Origin of the sequence: Enterobacter cloacae complex sp. IR5428 (assembly GCF_049238585.1) — a bacterium.
Taxonomy (GTDB): domain Bacteria; phylum Pseudomonadota; class Gammaproteobacteria; order Enterobacterales; family Enterobacteriaceae; genus Enterobacter; species Enterobacter intestinihominis.
The window spans coordinates 126,842-144,358 of record NZ_JBMKHV010000007.1 but is presented as its reverse complement, the minus strand read 5'-3'; the positions used below and the strand labels follow the sequence as shown (position 1 = coordinate 144,358).

At 55.1% G+C, this 17,517-nt stretch carries 16 protein-coding genes; 15 read left to right on the top strand and 1 reads right to left on the bottom strand.

Annotation, left to right across the window (positions count from 1 at the left end):
• The first annotated feature begins 95 nt into the window (after positions 1-95).
• The 15 genes from gspC to ACOTXC_RS12530 all read left to right on the top strand — a co-directional run bounded on the left by gspC (position 96) and on the right by ACOTXC_RS12530 (position 16,317).
• Positions 96-827, top strand: coding sequence for a type II secretion system protein GspC (gspC, locus tag ACOTXC_RS12600; protein ID WP_032671003.1), 732 nt, complete (start codon positions 96-98; stop codon positions 825-827).
• A gap of 13 nt (positions 828-840) precedes the next feature.
• A complete protein-coding gene (gspD, locus tag ACOTXC_RS12595) occupies positions 841-2,763 on the top strand; it encodes a type II secretion system secretin GspD (protein ID WP_063163405.1) in 1,923 nt (640 codons plus the stop codon).
• 14 nt (positions 2,764-2,777) lie between these two features.
• Positions 2,778-4,256, top strand: coding sequence for a type II secretion system ATPase GspE (gspE, locus tag ACOTXC_RS12590; RefSeq protein ID WP_063163404.1), 1,479 nt, complete (start codon positions 2,778-2,780; stop codon positions 4,254-4,256).
• A complete protein-coding gene (gspF, locus tag ACOTXC_RS12585; RefSeq protein WP_063163403.1) occupies positions 4,256-5,464 on the top strand; it encodes a type II secretion system inner membrane protein GspF in 1,209 nt (402 codons plus the stop codon). The genes gspE and gspF overlap by 1 nt, the downstream gene beginning before the upstream one ends.
• A 3-nt stretch (positions 5,465-5,467) precedes the next feature.
• On the top strand, positions 5,468-5,917 hold the full coding sequence (gspG, locus tag ACOTXC_RS12580) for a type II secretion system major pseudopilin GspG (protein WP_023299696.1): 450 nt from the start codon (positions 5,468-5,470) through the stop codon (positions 5,915-5,917).
• The gene (gene gspH / locus ACOTXC_RS12575) at positions 5,917-6,402 is read left to right on the top strand and encodes a type II secretion system minor pseudopilin GspH (RefSeq protein ID WP_023299697.1); all 486 of its coding nucleotides are present in this window, start codon (positions 5,917-5,919) and stop codon (positions 6,400-6,402) included. The genes gspG and gspH overlap by 1 nt, the downstream gene beginning before the upstream one ends.
• Complete coding sequence (gene gspI, locus ACOTXC_RS12570) at positions 6,395-6,775, top strand: type II secretion system minor pseudopilin GspI (protein WP_048966125.1); 381 nt, start codon at positions 6,395-6,397, stop codon at positions 6,773-6,775. Before gspH ends, gspI begins: the two co-directional genes overlap by 8 nt.
• Positions 6,772-7,425, top strand: a complete 654-nt coding sequence (gene gspJ / locus ACOTXC_RS12565; protein ID WP_063163402.1) for a type II secretion system minor pseudopilin GspJ — start codon at positions 6,772-6,774, stop codon at positions 7,423-7,425. Before gspI ends, gspJ begins: the two co-directional genes overlap by 4 nt.
• On the top strand, positions 7,422-8,432 hold the full coding sequence (gene gspK / locus ACOTXC_RS12560; RefSeq protein ID WP_048966127.1) for a type II secretion system minor pseudopilin GspK: 1,011 nt from the start codon (positions 7,422-7,424) through the stop codon (positions 8,430-8,432). The genes gspJ and gspK overlap by 4 nt, the downstream gene beginning before the upstream one ends.
• Positions 8,433-8,447: 15 nt before the next feature.
• On the top strand, positions 8,448-9,581 hold the full coding sequence (gene gspL, locus ACOTXC_RS12555) for a type II secretion system protein GspL (RefSeq protein ID WP_063163401.1): 1,134 nt from the start codon (positions 8,448-8,450) through the stop codon (positions 9,579-9,581).
• The gene (gspM, locus tag ACOTXC_RS12550) at positions 9,578-10,063 is read left to right on the top strand and encodes a type II secretion system protein GspM (RefSeq protein ID WP_063163400.1); all 486 of its coding nucleotides are present in this window, start codon (positions 9,578-9,580) and stop codon (positions 10,061-10,063) included. The genes gspL and gspM overlap by 4 nt, the downstream gene beginning before the upstream one ends.
• Complete coding sequence (locus tag ACOTXC_RS12545; RefSeq protein ID WP_063163399.1) at positions 10,060-10,857, top strand: prepilin peptidase; 798 nt, start codon at positions 10,060-10,062, stop codon at positions 10,855-10,857. Before gspM ends, ACOTXC_RS12545 begins: the two co-directional genes overlap by 4 nt.
• Positions 10,858-11,110: 253 nt before the next feature.
• Positions 11,111-13,813 carry a glycosyl hydrolase family 18 protein gene (locus ACOTXC_RS12540; RefSeq protein ID WP_023299703.1) on the top strand — a complete coding sequence of 901 codons (2,703 nt, stop codon included), beginning with the start codon at positions 11,111-11,113 and terminating at the stop codon, positions 13,811-13,813.
• Between the two features lie 102 nt (positions 13,814-13,915).
• The gene (iagB, locus tag ACOTXC_RS12535) at positions 13,916-14,356 is read left to right on the top strand and encodes a type III secretion system invasion protein IagB (protein WP_023299704.1); all 441 of its coding nucleotides are present in this window, start codon (positions 13,916-13,918) and stop codon (positions 14,354-14,356) included.
• A gap of 134 nt (positions 14,357-14,490) precedes the next feature.
• Positions 14,491-16,317, top strand: coding sequence for a chitinase (locus tag ACOTXC_RS12530; RefSeq protein ID WP_022647599.1), 1,827 nt, complete (start codon positions 14,491-14,493; stop codon positions 16,315-16,317).
• Positions 16,318-16,461: 144 nt separating this feature from the next.
• Here the strand turns inward: ACOTXC_RS12530 and ACOTXC_RS12525 are convergent, their stop codons facing one another.
• The gene (locus ACOTXC_RS12525; protein WP_022647600.1) at positions 16,462-17,475 is read right to left on the bottom strand and encodes an NAD-dependent epimerase/dehydratase family protein; all 1,014 of its coding nucleotides are present in this window, start codon (positions 17,473-17,475) and stop codon (positions 16,462-16,464) included.
• Positions 17,476-17,517: the final 42 nt, after the last annotated feature.

Here is a 17,517-nt window from a genome sequence, read left to right as displayed (position 1 = left end):
ATTGGCGCAGTATGACGCTGCTTATTTTTGCTTTGCTATAGGCCGGATAAAAAATGAGGTTCTCATTTCTTTCACGGTGGATAACGCCTTGTATTATGTTTGTGCTGCTGATCTTTTGCGGCCAGCAAGGGTATCTCACCTTTAAAGATTATAAAAAAGTTATGAATAAGTTGGCTAATGCCGATCAACAGCCGCTGAAAAAAACGCGCGAAGAGAAATCCTTTTCGCTTTTTACGGCAGCCGTGCGTCAGGAAATCTTACCGGGTGCGGTGAAAGCCCCGCTGGCAGCTGAAATCGAAGGTATTGTGAACAGCGATGACGCCTGGCTCTCCTTTGCTGTCATCAAAACGCCAGGCGGTCAGAGAAGCTACCGTGAGGGTGAACCTCTCTCTGGATTTAACGACGCATTTATTCAGGAAATAAACAAAGATAATGTGGTGGTTAATTATGAAGGTACTACGCAGGTTCTGGCATTAAATAAACCGGACTATTTTAAGGGTGGCGTGGATAGCGGCCCGGTAACGAAATCGACAAAAGATGTTGGCGCAGAGAGTGTGCATCTTGATGATTATCTGGTGTTAAAACCCATAATTGAAAAGGGCCGACTGGAAGGCTACAGGATAAACCCAAGGAATGCCTCCGCCTTTTACAGCCAGTCAGGTCTGGTAAAAGGCGATGTGGCGGTTCAGGTTAACTCTGTCGATATGACCGATGAAGCAAAAGCGAAAAGCATTATTGCCAACTGGTCAAAAATGAAAGAAGCGGAGGTCATCGTACGACGTCACGCTCACCTTGAAAATATTCGGATTAATGTTCTAAACAATTAAAAAGTGTGCAGACATGAAAAAAATTCCCTGGGCGTGCGTGGCGCTGACCGCATTGTCGTTATATTCCAGTTCGCTGCTTGCAGCTAACTTTAGCGCGAGTTTTAAAAATACTGATATTCGCGAGTTTATCGATACGGTAGGCCGCAATCTCAATAAAACCATTCTGGTCGATCCGTCCGTCCAGGGAACCGTCTCGGTCCGAACCTACAACGTGCTGACAGAAGATGAGTACTATCAATTCTTTCTGAGCGTGCTGGATCTCTACGGCCTGTCGGTGATCCCGATGGACAACGGCATGGTCAAAGTGGTGCGCTCAAGCGTAGCGCGTACCGCAGGTGCGCCGCTGGCAGACAGCAAAAATCCGGGCAAAGGTGACGAGATCATCACCCGCGTGGTGCGCATGGAAAACGTGCCTGTTCGTGAGCTGGCCCCGCTGCTGCGTCAGCTCAACGATGCCACCGGTATCGGGAATGTGGTCCACTTTGAGCCGTCCAACGTCCTGCTGTTAACCGGTAAAGCCTCGGTGGTGAACCGGCTGGTGGATCTGGTGCAGCGCGTCGATAAAGACGGCATCCAGCGTCGCGAAATCATCCCGCTGCGCTTTGCGTCCGCCAAAGAACTCTCGGAGATGTTGAATAACCTCAACAATGAAGAACAGAAAGGGCAGAACGCGCCGCAGCTGGCGACTAAAGTCGTCGCGGATGACGAAACCAACAGCCTGGTGATCAGCGGCGCGGAAGATGCGCGGGCGCGCACCCGTTCCCTTATTCATCAGCTGGATCGTGAGCAGAATAACGAGGGCAATACCCGCGTCTTCTACCTCAAGTATGCCAGCGCCACCAAAGTGGTGCCGGTTCTCACCGGGATTGGTGAGCAGCTGAAAGACAAGTCGGGTGCGGCCAAAGCGAAATCCGCGAGCGCCTCAACCGATCTGAATATTACCGCCGACGAGTCAACCAACTCCCTGGTGATCACCGCACAGCCTAACGTGATGAACTCCCTCGAGAAAGTGATCGACAAGCTGGATATTCGCCGTCCGCAGGTGCTGGTGGAAGCGATCATTGCCGAAGTGCAGGACGGTAACGGCCTGGATCTTGGCGTGCAGTGGACCAGCAAGCACGGCGGGGTGCAGTTTGGCTCCACCGGCCTGCCAATCAGCCAGATTAAAAATGGCACCATGAAAGGGGCAAGTTTCACTGGCCTTGCGACCGGCTTCTTTAACGGTGACTTCGGTGCGCTGGTGACCGCGCTTTCCACTGACGGCAAAAATGACATCCTCTCCACGCCAAGCGTGGTCACGCTGGATAACAAAGAAGCGTCGTTCAACGTCGGTCAGGATGTGCCGGTGCTTTCCGGTTCGCAAACCACCAGCGGCGACAACGTCTTTAACTCGGTTGAGCGTAAAACTGTAGGGACCAAGCTGAAGATTGTGCCGCAGATTAACGATGGCGACATGATCCATCTGAAGATTGAGCAGGAAGTGTCGAGTGTCGACAACAGCGCGACGGAAGACTCCAGCCTCGGCCCAACCTTCAACACGCGCACGATTAATAACGAAGTGATGGTCCACAGTGGTCAGACGGTGGTGCTCGGCGGTCTGATGGAAAATGTGACCAAACAGTCCGTGTCCAAAGTGCCCCTGCTCGGCGATATCCCGCTGGTCGGTCAGCTGTTCCGCTACACCTCGCAGGATACTTCCAAACGCAACCTGATGGTGTTTATTCATACCACCGTCCTGCGTGACGACGACAACTACAGCGCGGCCTCGAAAGAGAAATATGACCAGATCCGGGTGCGCCAGATGCAGCGAGTGGAGGAGAAAAAGCTCGGTATTGTTGAGCCGACTGACAACGCCGTCCTGCCCGCGTTTCCCTCTGCAAGCACTGGCGCCGCACCGGTGAAAACCAGCGCCACGCGCAATCCGTTTAAAGAATAGCGCGGAGGGGTAACGTGGACGAACTGAGTAAAACACTGAGTAGCAGCAACTACGCAAAAGATAACGGCGTTCTGTTTTACAACAATGATGTCTATATCCGGGACGACACTCCTGCGCATGCTCTGCTGGAGGTGCGCCGGGTGCTGGGCCGTGCTTTCATCCCCGTCACTGTGACGCCGGAAGCGTTTGACGAGATGCTGGCCAAAATCTGGCAGCAGAGCAGCGGCGTGTCGCAGCAGCTGGTGGACGACATGGACGCGGATATCGATCTGATGGCCTTAACCGAGGAGATCCCGGATAACGAAGATCTGCTCGATAACGACGAAAACTCACCGGTGATCCGCCTGATCAACGCCATTCTCGGCGAGGCGGTGAAGGACGGCGCGTCGGATATTCATATCGAAACCTTCGAGCGCACGCTGAGCATCCGCTTTCGTGTTGACGGCGTGCTGCGCCCGGTGTTGCAACCGGCGCGTAAGCTCGCGCCGCTGCTGGTGTCGCGTATTAAGGTGATGTCGAAACTCGACATCGCCGAGAAACGTCTCCCCCAGGATGGACGTATCTCCCTGCGCATTGGTCGTAAGGCCATCGACGTGCGTGTGTCGACCATTCCGTCTCAGTACGGCGAGCGCGTGGTCATGCGCCTGCTCGATAAAAGCAATCTCAAGCCCGACATCAACAAGCTTGGGCTGATTGATGAAGAGCTGGAGAAGCTGAAAGGGCTGATTGACCGCCCGCACGGGATCATCCTCGTTACCGGCCCGACGGGTTCCGGTAAAAGTACCACGCTGTACGCCATTCTTTCGGCGCTGAACGGTCACGAGCGCAACATTCTGACCGTGGAAGACCCGATCGAATACGAGCTGGAAGGCGTGGGGCAGACGCAGGTTAACCCGCGCGTGGACATGACCTTTGCCCGTGGGCTGCGCGCGATTCTGCGTCAGGACCCGGACGTGGTGATGATCGGGGAAATTCGCGACGGTGAGACCGCCCAGATCGCGGTGCAGGCGTCGCTGACCGGTCACCTGGTGATGTCGACGCTGCACACCAACAGTGCCGCAGGGGCGATAACCCGTCTGCGGGATATGGGGCTGGAGTCGTTTTTAATCGGTTCATCGCTGCTCGGTGTCATTGCCCAGCGTCTGGTGCGTCGGCTGTGTACGCACTGCCGGACCACCAGTCCGCTGGATGCCAATGAAAAAGCGTTGTTCAGCTTTATGGACGCGCCGCCAAAAGCGATTTATCGCGCGGTGGGGTGTGAACACTGCCGTCAGAGCGGCTATCAGGGCCGCGCCGGTATTCATGAGTTTCTGGTGGTGGACAGTACCATGCGCCGCGCCATCCATGAAGATAAGGACGAAATGTCCATAGAAACGCAGCTCTTTAAGCAGGCCTACAGCCTGCGTGAAAACGGGCTGCTGAAGGTGATTAGCGGCGTGACGTCTCTGGAAGAAGTCATGCGCGTCACCGCCGAGCGTGGGGGGGATGCGTAATGGCTTTCTACGCCTGGACGGCGACGAGTGCCGCGGGAAAAACCCAGCGCGGGACGTTACAGGCCGAGGGACAGAAGCAGGTTCGCCAGTGGCTTCGCGAGCAAAAGCTGATGCCCGTGAGTATCACCGAAACCCGCGAAACGGCGACAGGCGGGAAAGCGAAAACCGGGGCGAAGCTCTCTACCCCGGTGCTGTCGATGTTTACCCGTCAGCTTTCGACGCTGGTGAACGCCGCGCTGCCGCTGGAAAGTGCGCTGAAGGCGATCTCTAAGCAGACGGAAGATAAAAAGCTGGCGGCGATGGTGGTGGAGATCCGCGAGAAGGTGGTCGAGGGGCATACGCTGTTCGACGCCTTTAGCCAGTTTCCACGCACCTTCGACAAACTTTACTGCACGCTGGTGATGGCCGGTGAAAAGACCGGCCACCTGGGCGACGTGCTGGAGAAGCTGGCGGAGTACAACGAACAGCGCCAGAAGATGAAAAGCAAGCTGACGCAGGCGATGGTCTACCCGATTACCCTCACCGTGGTCGCTATCGCGGTGATCGGCATTCTGCTGGTGGCGGTGGTGCCGCAGGTGATTGAGCAGTTTACCCACATGAAACAGCAACTGCCGATCACCACCCGGACGCTGATTGCGGTAAGTGATTTCCTGCAAGCCTGGGGTATCTGTATTGTCGGCAGCCTGGCGGGGGCATTCGTCGGCTTCAAAACCTGGGTGCGAAACGTGAAAAACCGTTTTCGCTGGCACAGCTGGCTGGTGAACGGCTCGCCGATTAAAAAGCTGGTGTGCGCCATCAACAGCGCCCGCTATATCCGTACCCTGAGCATTTTGCAGGCCAGCAGCGTGCCGCTGCTGGAGGGGATGTATATCGCGATGGACGGTATTGAAAATCTCTATGCCCGTCAGGTGCTTGAGCAGGCCGCCGATACCGTACGTCAGGGGGCGTCGCTGTATGCGGCGCTGGAACAGGCGAAATTATTCCCGCCAACCATGCTGTATATGATTGCCTCCGGTGAAGAGAGCGGGGAATTAGGTAATTTAATGGATCGCGCTGCAGAAAATCAGGAATCGGCATTACAGCATCGAATTACATTAACGCTGTCGGTATTTGAACCGGCGCTGGTGGTATCCATGGCGACGATTGTTTTATTCATCGTTCTTTCAATATTACAACCGCTTCTGCAACTTAATAATATGGTAGGTTAAATCATGGCTCTAAAACGTAAAAACCTGGCTCGCCAGGCGGGCTTCACATTGCTCGAATTAATGGTGGTGATTGTTATTCTCGGCGTTCTGGCGAGTATGGTAGTGCCAAACTTAATGGGTAATAAAGAAAAAGCGGATACGCAAAAGGCGACCAGCGATATTGTCGCGCTCGAAGGCTCGCTGGATATGTATAAGCTGGACAACCACCGCTACCCGACCACAGAGCAGGGTTTGCAGGCGCTGGTGACGAAGCCGGAAATCGCACCAATCCCGAACGGCTATCGCGCGGATGGCTATATTCGCCGCCTGCCGCAGGATCCATGGGGCAGCGATTATATTCTGGTCAGCCCAGGTGAACACGGTGCGGTGGACATTTTCTCTGCGGGTCCGGACGGCGAAGCGAATACTGCCGATGACATTACCAACTGGTCTCTGGATAAGAACGAGAAGTAATGAAAAATCAACGCGGCTTTACGTTGCTGGAAATTATTCTGGCGCTGGTGATATTTGCCAGCTGCGCCATGATGGTGGTGTCCACCATTCCTTCGCGCAGCGGCGCGGATATATTTGGCCAGCAATTAAAAGCGCTCGTTGATTATGGTTCAGACCGTGCGGTGATGGACGGAAATATTGTCGGGCTGGTGATCGCCACTGATAAATATCAGCTGGTGACGATCGCGGATAAAAATGGCGAGCGTCACTGGGTGCCATTATCTGCCGGACGTATTACCACCAAAGGTGATTTTCCGGAAGAGATGCACGTGTCGCTCTCGCCGCAGCGCCTGGCCGCGACGGTGGCGTCCGAGCCACAGGTGATCTTTTTACCGGACGGTGAAATCAGCCGCTTTACGCTGACGCTGCAAAGTTACGACAAACAGCACCATTTCCGCGTGGTGTCGCAGGGTGCGGCGCCGGTATCGGTAGAAAACGATGGCTAACGACAACACAAAGCAAAAGGGGATGACGCTGCTGGAGGTGATGGTCGCGCTGGTGATTTTCTCCACCTCCGCGCTGGCGCTAATGAACTCGGTCTCCCTGAACGTGCGTTTTACCCATGGTCTGGCCGATACCTTGCAGGCCAGTTGGGTGGCGGAAAATCAGCTGGCGGAAGCGCAACTCACCAAAACCGACTTCCCGGATGCTGAGCAGCAGGGGACGGAAATCATGGGCGGGCGCAGCTGGAACTGGCGTAAGCAGCGGGTGAAAACCGCCGACAACGGCTGGGCGAACTCCATTCGCGTCTATGCGGAAGGCGATGAGAGCCAGCCGGTTGTTTCCCTGCACATCATTCCGCCGGGAGAGAGCAAGTGAAGAAAACGCGACGCCAGCGCGGATTTACCCTGCTGGAGATCATGATTGCGCTGACTATTTTCGCGGTAATCAGCACCCTGGCCTGGCAAATTCTGGACGGCGCGATGCGTACCAGCTCGGCCACCGATGCCAGTGCCGCTAAGCTCAACCAGCTTCAGCGCGGCTGGAGTCTGATGGAGCGCGACTTTTTCCAGCTACAGGCGCGAGCGCCGCGTAATGAGCCAGAGCGGTTCCGTCAGGAGGGCGATGCCCTTGAACTGACCACCCTGAATGGCGTGAGCGGAACGGTCCAGCTGGAGCGCGTGCGCTGGCGGCTGGAAGAGGGGCGTTTGTACCGCGACGTCTGGCCGGTCATTGACGGCCCGGTGGACGTTAAGCCTGACGAAGTGCCGATTGTCAGCGGTGTTAAAGCATTGCAGTGGCGGTTTTATCGTCAGGGCTGGCTGACATCCTGGCACGACGCCGCCCATCTGCCGGACGGCGTGGAGGTTACGTTGACGATGGAAAACGGGGATACCTGGCGCTGGGTGTTCACCACGCCGGGGGATATGCCGGAGGTGGCCGCTGCCGCGGCCCCAGAGAAAGCCGCCGACGCGCCTGCGACGACTCCGGACGCAGCCCCTGCGCCTTCGCCGGAGACCAGACCATGAACCGAATCCGTCAACAAAAGGGCGTCGCCCTGCTGGTGGTGCTGATTTTGCTGGTGATGATGTCGGCGCTGGCCGCCAAAATCAGCCAGCAGTTCTGCCGTAATTTGCAGAAAACGCATTATCAGATAAGCCAGCAGCAGCTGCGCTGGGCGATGCAGGCCCAGGAAAAAGTGGTGAAGGACAGGTTACAGACCGATGCCAGCGGCGAGAGCAAGCCGCTGGCGCTGGACGGCGACTGGCATCAGCCGCTGGAGACGCAGGGAGAAGACTACACGGTCGTGAGCCAGGTGGAAGACGCTCAGGACTGCTTTAACGTCAATAACCTGTTGACCGCCGACGTCGCGCCCCAGGGGCAAAGCGCTCCCGCGGTGGCGGAAAAACCGCGTAAAGAGCGGATTGTTGAACAACTCCTGACGGAAAGCGGGCTCAGTCCGGGCACGGCGGAGGCGGTCTATTTCCAGCTGGTGGATTATCTCGATGGTGACAGCACCACGGCGAAAGAGGGTGCCGAAAGCGATGCGTGGGCTGGCGTCGTGCCCGCCCGGCAACCGGCAAACCAGATGATGCGCAGCATCGCGGAGATCAAACTGCTGCCAGCGTTCCCGGTTACGGCATATCCGAAGGTGAGCAAGCTGTTATGCGCGCTGCCGGACGCCGCCAGCAAGGTGGACGTTAACACCCTGCAACCGGAACAGGCCGCTGTGCTGGCGGCCATGTTTCCGGGAAAATTCACGCAGGATGACGCGGTTCGTCTGCTGGATACACGTCCGGAATCGGGCTGGGAAAATATGGACGCGTTCAGCAAAGCGCTGGAGCAGACCTTCCCGCAGTTAAAAGACGATCTCCCGCAGGTGGCAGATCAATTTTCTATAAACAGCCGGTACTTCCGCGTGAATTACAGCGGCAATACCGATGAATTAACGCTTCGCGTGGTCAGCCAGCTTCAGATGAATAACGAAGCCGGTGAGATCGTGACGTGGCAGCGTCGTTACCGAATGATTGAATAAGAAAAGTAGAACGTTATGAAACAGGTACTTTTTGTTCGCCCCGACAGCCGCGAGGGCGGGAAAATAATGTGCTGTGAGTTCGGCAGCGAGCGCGTCGAGGTGCTCGACAGCCTGGAGATGCTGGCCGAACACCCGCTGGCTACACGCGTTTGTCTCCTGCTGCCCGCCAGCGACATGATTTTCCGCCATTTCACGCTGCCGAAAAAGGTGGCTTCTCAGGCGATGGCCTTCTCGTGGATGGCGGAAGAGACGCTGATTGGCGACGTGGACAACCTCCACTGGACGGTGCTCTACAAAAAAGGCGCTGACGTCGACGCCGTTGCCATTGACGCCGACCGCCTGCGTGCGGCATTGACCCGCTGTCACGAGGCCGGATTAAACGTGATTCAGGCCCTGCCTGATGCCTGGCTGCTGCCCGTGGCGGCAGGGGACAGCACGCTGGTCGCACAGGATAAAGGCTACTGGCTGCGTTTATCTCCCCACGTGGCGGGTGAAATGGAGGGAACCCTGCTGCCGCTGTTGATGCAGAAAGCCGGAGACGGGGAAGTGTGTTGCTACGGCGACGCGCCTGCGGACGTTCACGTTGACGTACAGCATGCCTGGCAGCACCCGCTGGTGCTGATCCAGCCGCAGTGGAAAACCTGTCGTGTGAATCTGCTTCACGGTGAATTCAGCCTTAAGGCCGGTCATGGCCAGGCCGCAAAAAGCATGAAAGCAGCGATGATAGCGGCGGGCCTGCTGTCCGTTGGTCTGCTGCTGGGGCCGCGCATTGCGATGGCCTGGATGCTGGTGCAGCAGGAAAATCGGGTTCAGCAGGAGATCGTTCAGGTTTATCAGCACCATTTCCCCAGCATGCGCCAGCAGACCAATATCAAATATCACTTTGGCCAAAGCCTGAAAAAACAGAGCAAGGGGTTCTTTCTTCAGCTTGAGGAGCTGGAGAAAGCCCGGCAGTCAGTCCCTGCGATGGAGATCGATCTGCTGGAATACGATGCGCAGCAAAACACCCTGACGCTGAGCGTTAGCGCGCAAAGCCAGCCCGCGTTGCAGGCGTTTGTGAACCAGACCAGTGAGAATTTTGATTTTACCTTACAACCTGTTTCAACAACCGAACCGTATACCGCCATGATCGCAGGGAAACATAAATGAAAGAGCGAATCGCGCAGCTGAAATCACGCTATCTGAATTACAGCGCCCGGGAAAAAATCATTTTAAAAATATGTGCCGTTGCCATTGTGGGGGCTGCAGTGTATTACACAGGAGTAATTCCCCTGGATAATATGATCCAAAATAGTAAATCGACGCTTAAAAGACAAAAAGAGACGCTCAACTGGATGCGCAGTGAAATTGATAAAAATCATCTTCAGGTCCAGTTAGTTAAAACGAATAATCCGCGTACGGTGGTCGAGAACAGCGCTCATGAAATTAATCTTTCACTGACGGATGTGCGCCAGGAGGGGCAAACTTTATCGTTCGTGGTGAATCGGGTAAATGTACATGAATTAAAAAGCTGGCTGCGTGAAATTAATCAGACCTCCGGCGTGACATTGCAAAAAATAAACCTCACGCCGGTTGACCACCTCAGCGATGTGAAAGCACAGGTGCAGCTTACCTGGTCAAAAAGCGCATGAATACCTTCACGCTGATGCGGGAGGCCTGTCCGCTCGGTTTCCCGATGATGAGTGCTATCCTGGGCGGGATTATGGGCAGTTTTCTCGGCGTTGTTGCCGAGCGCGTACCGGGAATGGTGATGGATGAGGAGGGGAGCGGCAATCTGCTCTTTCCTGCCTCGCACTGCCCGGTGTGTCAGCACACGCTTGCTGCATGGGAAAATATCCCGCTGCTCAGTTGGCTGTTATTACGGGGGCGCTGCCACCAGTGCGGCAGCGCGATCCCGCTGCGACTCTTTTTGGTGGAACTGTTCTCCGCGCTGTTTTTTGGCATCACGGCCTGGTGCATGCCGGACGTTCAGGCGCTGTTCTCTTTGTGGTTACTGGCGGCTTTTTTACTGCCGCTGGCCATGATCGACTGGCAGCATCAGTTGTTGCCGGACTGCCTGACCCAGCCGCTGCTGTGGGCGGGGTTAGTGCTCCATGCTATTGACCACACATTGTCGCTACGCGCTGCGCTGTTTGGCGCGGTGGCGGGCTATCTGTCGCTCTGGCTGCTCTACTGGGCTTTTCGTCTGATCGCCGGACGAGAAGGGCTGGGTTACGGGGATTTTAAGCTACTGGCGGCGCTGGGCGCCTGGTGCGGCTGGCAGGCATTACCCTCCATTGAACTGGCGGCAGCGTTAAGCGGTATTGTCGGTTATTTCGCCGTCAATAATTTAAATAAAAATAACCTCACTATTTCTTTTGGTCCTTACCTCGCCTTTTCTGGAATCGTGGTGTTTATTAGTCAGCAGTTTGCTTTCACATTTTAAATATACTGGTCAAGGTTTTTTATAAATCTTTTTGATGCTGGGAGAGAAGGACGACTCTTTACGCTCGGTGTATCGTAGGAGATATAAGCTACACGGGATTTGGCTTGTATCTTTTTATGGAGGAATACAGCGCAGCAACAATTTTTTGTTCACGGCACTCACGTTGGTTAAATACGCATTACGCGAAACGCATCCATGATCTCACGGAAGGCATGGGTTATTACGTTATAAATAAATTTATCAGGAAATAAAAATGAAATTTATGAAACCAAAATATCTGGCGCTCTTTATTGCGGCGGCCACCAGCTCCGCATTTGCAGCTGCGCCGGGTACGCCTTCTATTACATCGGGCAATGATAAATTTGCGCTGGTAGAAGTGGATCAGGCGGCACAGGATTACAACAACCTCATCAAAGTGCATAAAGAGGGTGTTGATGTAAAAGTGGAATGGAACGTCTGGAGCGGTGACGCCCCAACGTCTGCAAAAGTGCTGCTGGACGGCAAGACCGTCTGGACCGGCGCGGGCAGCGCGGCGGGTTCTGCGACCTTCAAAGTCAAAAAAGGGGGCCGCTATCAGGAACAGGTCGAACTGTGTAACGACAGCGGCTGTACCAAAAGCGCAAGCAAACTGATTATCGTGGCGGATACCGACGGAAGCCATTTGCTGCCGCTGAATACGCCGCTGCTGGAAAATAACAAAGCTTTCGCTCAGCATACCGATAAAGTCGTCGGTGCCTATTTCCCTGAGTGGGGCGTTTACGATCGAAACTTCTCTGCGGATAAGATCCCGGTCGCGAACATTAACCACCTGCTGTACGGCTTTATTCCAATTTGCGGCGGCGACGGTATTAACGACAGCGCCAAATCTTCAGGTGCACTGGAATCCCTGAAACGCGCCTGTGCTGGCCGTCAGGACTACACCGTGGCCATTCACGATCCATGGGCTGCGTTGCAGAAACCGCAGAAAGGCGTAAGCAACTGGGACGATCCCTACAAAGGTAACTATGGGCAGCTGATGGCGATGAAAAAAGCCCATCCTGACCTGAAAATTCTGCCATCCATTGGTGGCTGGACCCTGTCCGATCCGTTCTATCAGATGGATAACAAAGTACTGCGTGACCGTTTCGTGGCGTCGGTAAAAGACTTCCTGACCACCTGGAAAGTGTTTGACGGCGTGGATATTGACTGGGAATTCCCGGGCGGCGGCGGTGAAAACGCCAAACTCGGCAATCCTCAGACCGATAAAGCCACCTACACCGCGCTGATGCACGACCTGCGTCAGATGCTGAATGAACTGTCTGCGGAAACCGGTCGTACCTACGAGCTGACCACTGCAATCGGTGCCGGTAAAGATAAGATCGAAGACGTGGACTATAACACCACGCAGCAGTACCTCGACCATATCTTCCTGATGAGCTACGACTTCTACGGTGCCTGGAGCAATACCGATCTGGGCCACCAGACCGCCCTGTACGGTGCTTCCTGGAAACCAGACACTAACTACACCACCGATAACGCGGTGAAAGCGATGCTGGAGCAGGGCGTTAAGCCAGGCAAGATCGTGGTAGGCGCAGGTATGTATGGCCGCGGCTGGACCGGCGTTCATGGTTATACCGGCGATAATCCATTTACCGGCACCGCAACCGGACCAATTAAAGGGACATGGGAAAACGGTATCGTTGACTATCGTCAAATCGTCAACCAGATGCTGGGCAAACCGGGCTGGGAATACAAATATGACGAAGCGGCTGAAGCGCCGTACGTGTTCAACAAGTCCACCGGTGAGCTGGTGACGTACGATAACGCCCGTTCCGTTATGGCGAAAGGCAAATACGTACTGAACAAAAACCTGGGCGGACTGTTCGCATGGTCTATCGAGTCTGATAACGGCGATATCCTGAACGCCATGAACGAAAGCCTGCTGGGCGGAAGTTCCATCCCGGATCTGCCTGTTGAGACTAACCATGCGCCAGTGGCTTCAGCTGCCGATCAAAATGTCACCGGTCCTGCAACCGTGACCCTGGATGGCTCTGCTTCTAGCGACCAGGACGACGATGCGCTGACCTATAAATGGACGCAGGTTTCAGGCCCTTCTGTGACCATCGCCAATAGCACCAAAGCAAAAGCCAGCTTTAGCGTTCCGGCTGTGACAAGCGACCAGAACCTGGTCTTCCGTTTGACCGTAACCGACGCTAAAGGGCTGAGCAATGCTGTTGACGTCCAGGTTGTGAATAAAGCGCCTAAAGCCAACCAGGCGCCGGTAATCAATGCTATGGAAGCCGTTACCGTTCAGTCCGGTGAAGCAATTTCTCTGCACGCACAGGCATCCGATCCTGATGGTGACGCGCTGACCTACAGCTGGAGCGTACCGGCTGATATGAACGCGACCGGCACTGATTCGGCCAACGTTCGCATCACTGCGCCAGAAGTGCACAATACTTCTTCCTACACCCTGAGCGTTATTGTGACGGACGGTAAAACCAGCGTGCAGTCTGACGTGCAGGTGACGGTGGAGCCTAAGCCAGCTGACGAGGTAACGCCTCCTGCCGATGACGTCACACCACCGGCTGACGACGTAACCCCTCCGGCTGACGACGTAACCCCGCCAGCTGATGATACCGCCGGCAGCTGCGACGCACCTGTCGATGCCAACGCCAGCAAATACGCTGCGTGGGACGCGAGCAAAATCTATAACAACGGCGATACCGTAAGCTTCGACCACCTCGTGTGGAAAGCGAAATACTGGACTCAGGGCAATCAGCCTGGCTTCGGTATGGACGCGTGGGAGCTGGTAAGCAACGTGAAGATGAACTGGCGTTCTGACCTGGTCTACAACGGCGGCGACACCACCACCTATGAAGGTAACGTTTACCGTGCGAAATGGTGGACCCGTGGTGATAACCCAGCAAATAGCGACGTATGGGTAAAAGAAGGCGCATCAACAGATTGCAAATAATCTAACCCATTAATTACTCCCCCCTTCTGAGGGGGAGTAATTAAAAATTCATTTTACAGGATGTTTCTAAGGAGAAATAACCAATAAAGTCAGCAGGTAAAAATGAAAAAGCTCATTTTGTTGTTATTAATAATAAGCCAGGGTGCTCTGGCAAACTGTTGGGATAAAGCGGCGCGTTATTATCATGTCGACCCTTATTTACTGTACGCGATAGCGAATGTGGAATCCGGTATGAATCCGTACGCGGTTGGGAAAAACCGCGATGGCACGCGGGATGTCGGGCTGATGCAAATCAACAGCTCGCATTTTACCGCGCTGGAAAGCAGAGGCATCGATGAGTATCGCTTAATGACCGAGCCGTGTACCTCCATCATGGTGGGTGCCTCCATTCTCTCCGGAATGATAAGAGTATATGGCTATAACTGGGAAGCGGTAGGCGCTTATAACGCCGGGTTGAAGAAAGAGAATTATCCGCAGCGGATGAAATATGCCCATAAGGTCTGGGCTAAATATCAGCAATTAAAATTAGCAGCACGCGATTAACGTTTTTTATTTTTGAAGAATTCCTGAAGGTGTTCTTCGAAAAGTGAAAACAGCTGAATGTGGTTTATGTATTAACGGAATAATACCTAAGCCGGGATATTAACATTTAATTTGAAACGAACAGGAAAACTGAAATGAACAAAAGGACGTTACTGAGTGTACTTGTTGCTGGTGCTTGCGTTGCACCTTTTATGGCGCAGGCCGCCTCTTTGCAGGCGACCACCGGCGAGCCGTACACCATGAAAGCCAGCGATCTGGCGAAGAAAGAGCATGAGCTCACTAACTTCCCGCTGATGGCCTCCGTTAAAGAGACTATTCAGACCCTGGACAACGCGCAGGTCGAACTGATTGAGCCAGGCCGCGCGGCGAACCCGGACAACGTCAAACGCGTTGAAGGGATTGTGAAAGCCAGCGACTGGGAATATCTCTTCCCGCTGCGTGCACAGGCTTATACCTACAGCAACTTCCTGAAAGCCGTGGGTAAATTCCCGGCGCTGTGTAAGACCTACAACGACGGTCGTGACAGCGACGCTATCTGCCGCAAAGAGCTGGCGACCATGTTTGCCCACTTTGCCCAGGAAACCGGCGGCCACGAAAGCTGGCGTCCGGAAGCCGAATGGCGTCAGGCGCTGGTCCACGTGCGTGAAATGGGCTGGAGCGAAGGGCAGAAGGGCGGCTATAACGGCGAATGTAACCCGGACGTCTGGCAGGGACAGACCTGGCCTTGCGGTAAAGACAAAGACGGCGATTTCCTGAGCTATTTCGGACGCGGTGCGAAACAGTTGTCCTACAACTACAACTACGGTCCATTCTCTGAAGCGATGTACGGCGACGTGCGTACCCTGCTCGATAAACCTGAGCTGGTGGCGGACACCTGGCTGAACCTGGCCAGTGCTATCTTCTTCTTCGCCTATCCACAGCCGCCAAAACCAAGCATGTTGCAGGTGATCGACGGTACATGGCAGCCGAACGATCACGATAAAGCCAACGGCCTGGTCCCGGGCTTCGGTGTAACAACCCAGATCATCAACGGTGGCGTTGAGTGCGGCGGCCCGACTGAAATTGCGCAGTCTCAGAACCGTATCAAGTATTACAAAGAATTTGCGAACTACCTGAAAGTCCCTGTTCCGGCGAACGAAGTGTTGGGTTGCGCCAACATGAAGCAGTTTGACGAAGGTGGCGCAGGCGCCCTGAAGATTTACTGGGAACAGGACTGGGGATGGAGCGCGGATACCCCTGACGGCAAGACTTACTCTTGCCAGCTGGTGGGTTATCAGACACCGTTCAGCGCGTTCAAAGAGGGCGACTACAGCAAGTGCGTGCAGAAGTTCTATAACGTGAATATCGTGAATGACGACGGTTCCTCGGTGACGCCGGACGAAACCCCGGTCACGCCAACGCCAACACCTTCTGAAGATGTTACGCCGGCCCCAACGCCAGCGCCAGTTCCGGATGAAACTCCGGTTGAACCTGTCGCGGTGAACCACGCGCCGGTTGCGCAGATTGCGGGCCCAATCGGTGCCGTTGAAGCGGGCGCGCAGGTTTCTCTGAGCGCGGAAGGCTCTACCGACGCAGACGGCAACAAGCTGACCTACACCTGGCGTTCTCAGGATGGCCAGACCGTCACCGGCGAAGATAAAGCGGTGGTGACCTTTAAGGCGCCTGAGTCTGCAACGGCGCAGCAGTATGAAGTGAGCCTGACCGTCAGCGATGGCGAGCTGAGCAGCACCACGTCTTACCTGCTGAACGTGAAAGCGAAAGCGGCAACGCCATCTGGAGAAGATACGTCTTACCCGGCATGGAGCGCGAACAGCAAGTACAACGCCGGTGATATCGTGAATAACCACGGTAAATTGTTCCAGTGCAAACCGTTCCCGTACAGCGGCTGGTGTAACAGTGCGCCAACGTACTATGAGCCGGGTGCAGGCCTGGCATGGGCTGAAGCCTGGACGGCTCTGTAAAAGCAAACGGCAACCCTCGGGTTGCCGTTTTAATGTTTGCACCCTCTACCTGTGGGAGAGAGCCGGGGTGAGGGCATCAGTCCGCACTCTCTGTTTTTTGCCGGGTGGCGCTGCGCTTACCCGGCCTACATGAGGCTGGAACGCTTACCGGTGTAACTTCCCGTGATCCCGCAACCACGCCGCCGTACGCACTATCCCTTCATCGAGCGAGATAATCGGTTTATACCCCAGCTCGTTCTCCGCCCGTGAGATATCCAGCGTAAAATCAAAGTTGAGCTTCGACACACCGTAATGCGTCAGCGCAGGCTCTTTCGCCGATTTACTGCCAAAGCGCTCCATGCTGCGGGCAATCATGTCCAGCATCGGGTAGGGAACAGAACGGATCCGGCAGTCGATTTTTAACTCATCAATCAGCCTTTGCACAATGCTGCGCAGGGTACAGGGTTCGCCGTTGGTAATGTTATAGGCGCGGCCCGACACCAGCTTATCGCACTCCGGCTGGCTCGCCAGCCACATGGCGTGAACGGCATTTTCGTAATAGGTCATGTCTACCAGCGCATCGCCGCCGCGTGGTAACAGCACGCTGCCGTAATGGTGCATCATCTGGGCCAGTCGCGGGATAAAGACTTTGTCGTGCGGCCCAAACAGGCTCTGTGGTCGCAGCACGGTAAAGCGGGTGTGCGGATTTGACTGGGCCAGCAGGTCGATCACCTCTTCGCCAGCCGCTTTACTGCGGGCAAATTCACAGGCAAAGCGCGCAGGGCGGAAATCTTCCTGAATATCACGATGATGGTGATAATCAAAATAGAGCGACGGGGAAGAGATATGAATAAAGTTACGCACGCCCCAGGCGACGGCCCATTCGCCCAGACGGCGCGTGGCGCGCACGTTGGCGAGATCGAAGGCTTCCTGGGTACCCCACGGGGAGGTAAAACTGGAGCAGTGCCACAGCGTATCGATACCGGCGAGCATCACCTTGGCCTGAGAGGAGACCAGCTCCGTCAGGTCGGCATGGACAAACTCAGCGCCCATTTTTTGCAAGAGCTTGCCCATCGCCTCGTTGCGACCGGTGGCCCTCACGCTGATGCCTTTGTTGCGCAGAAATTCGACCGCATTTCGGCCTAAGCCGCTGGTCGCCCCGGTAACCAGTACCTTCATAACAATCCACTGTGTTGAAAAGAATTTCGTGCGCATTCTTTC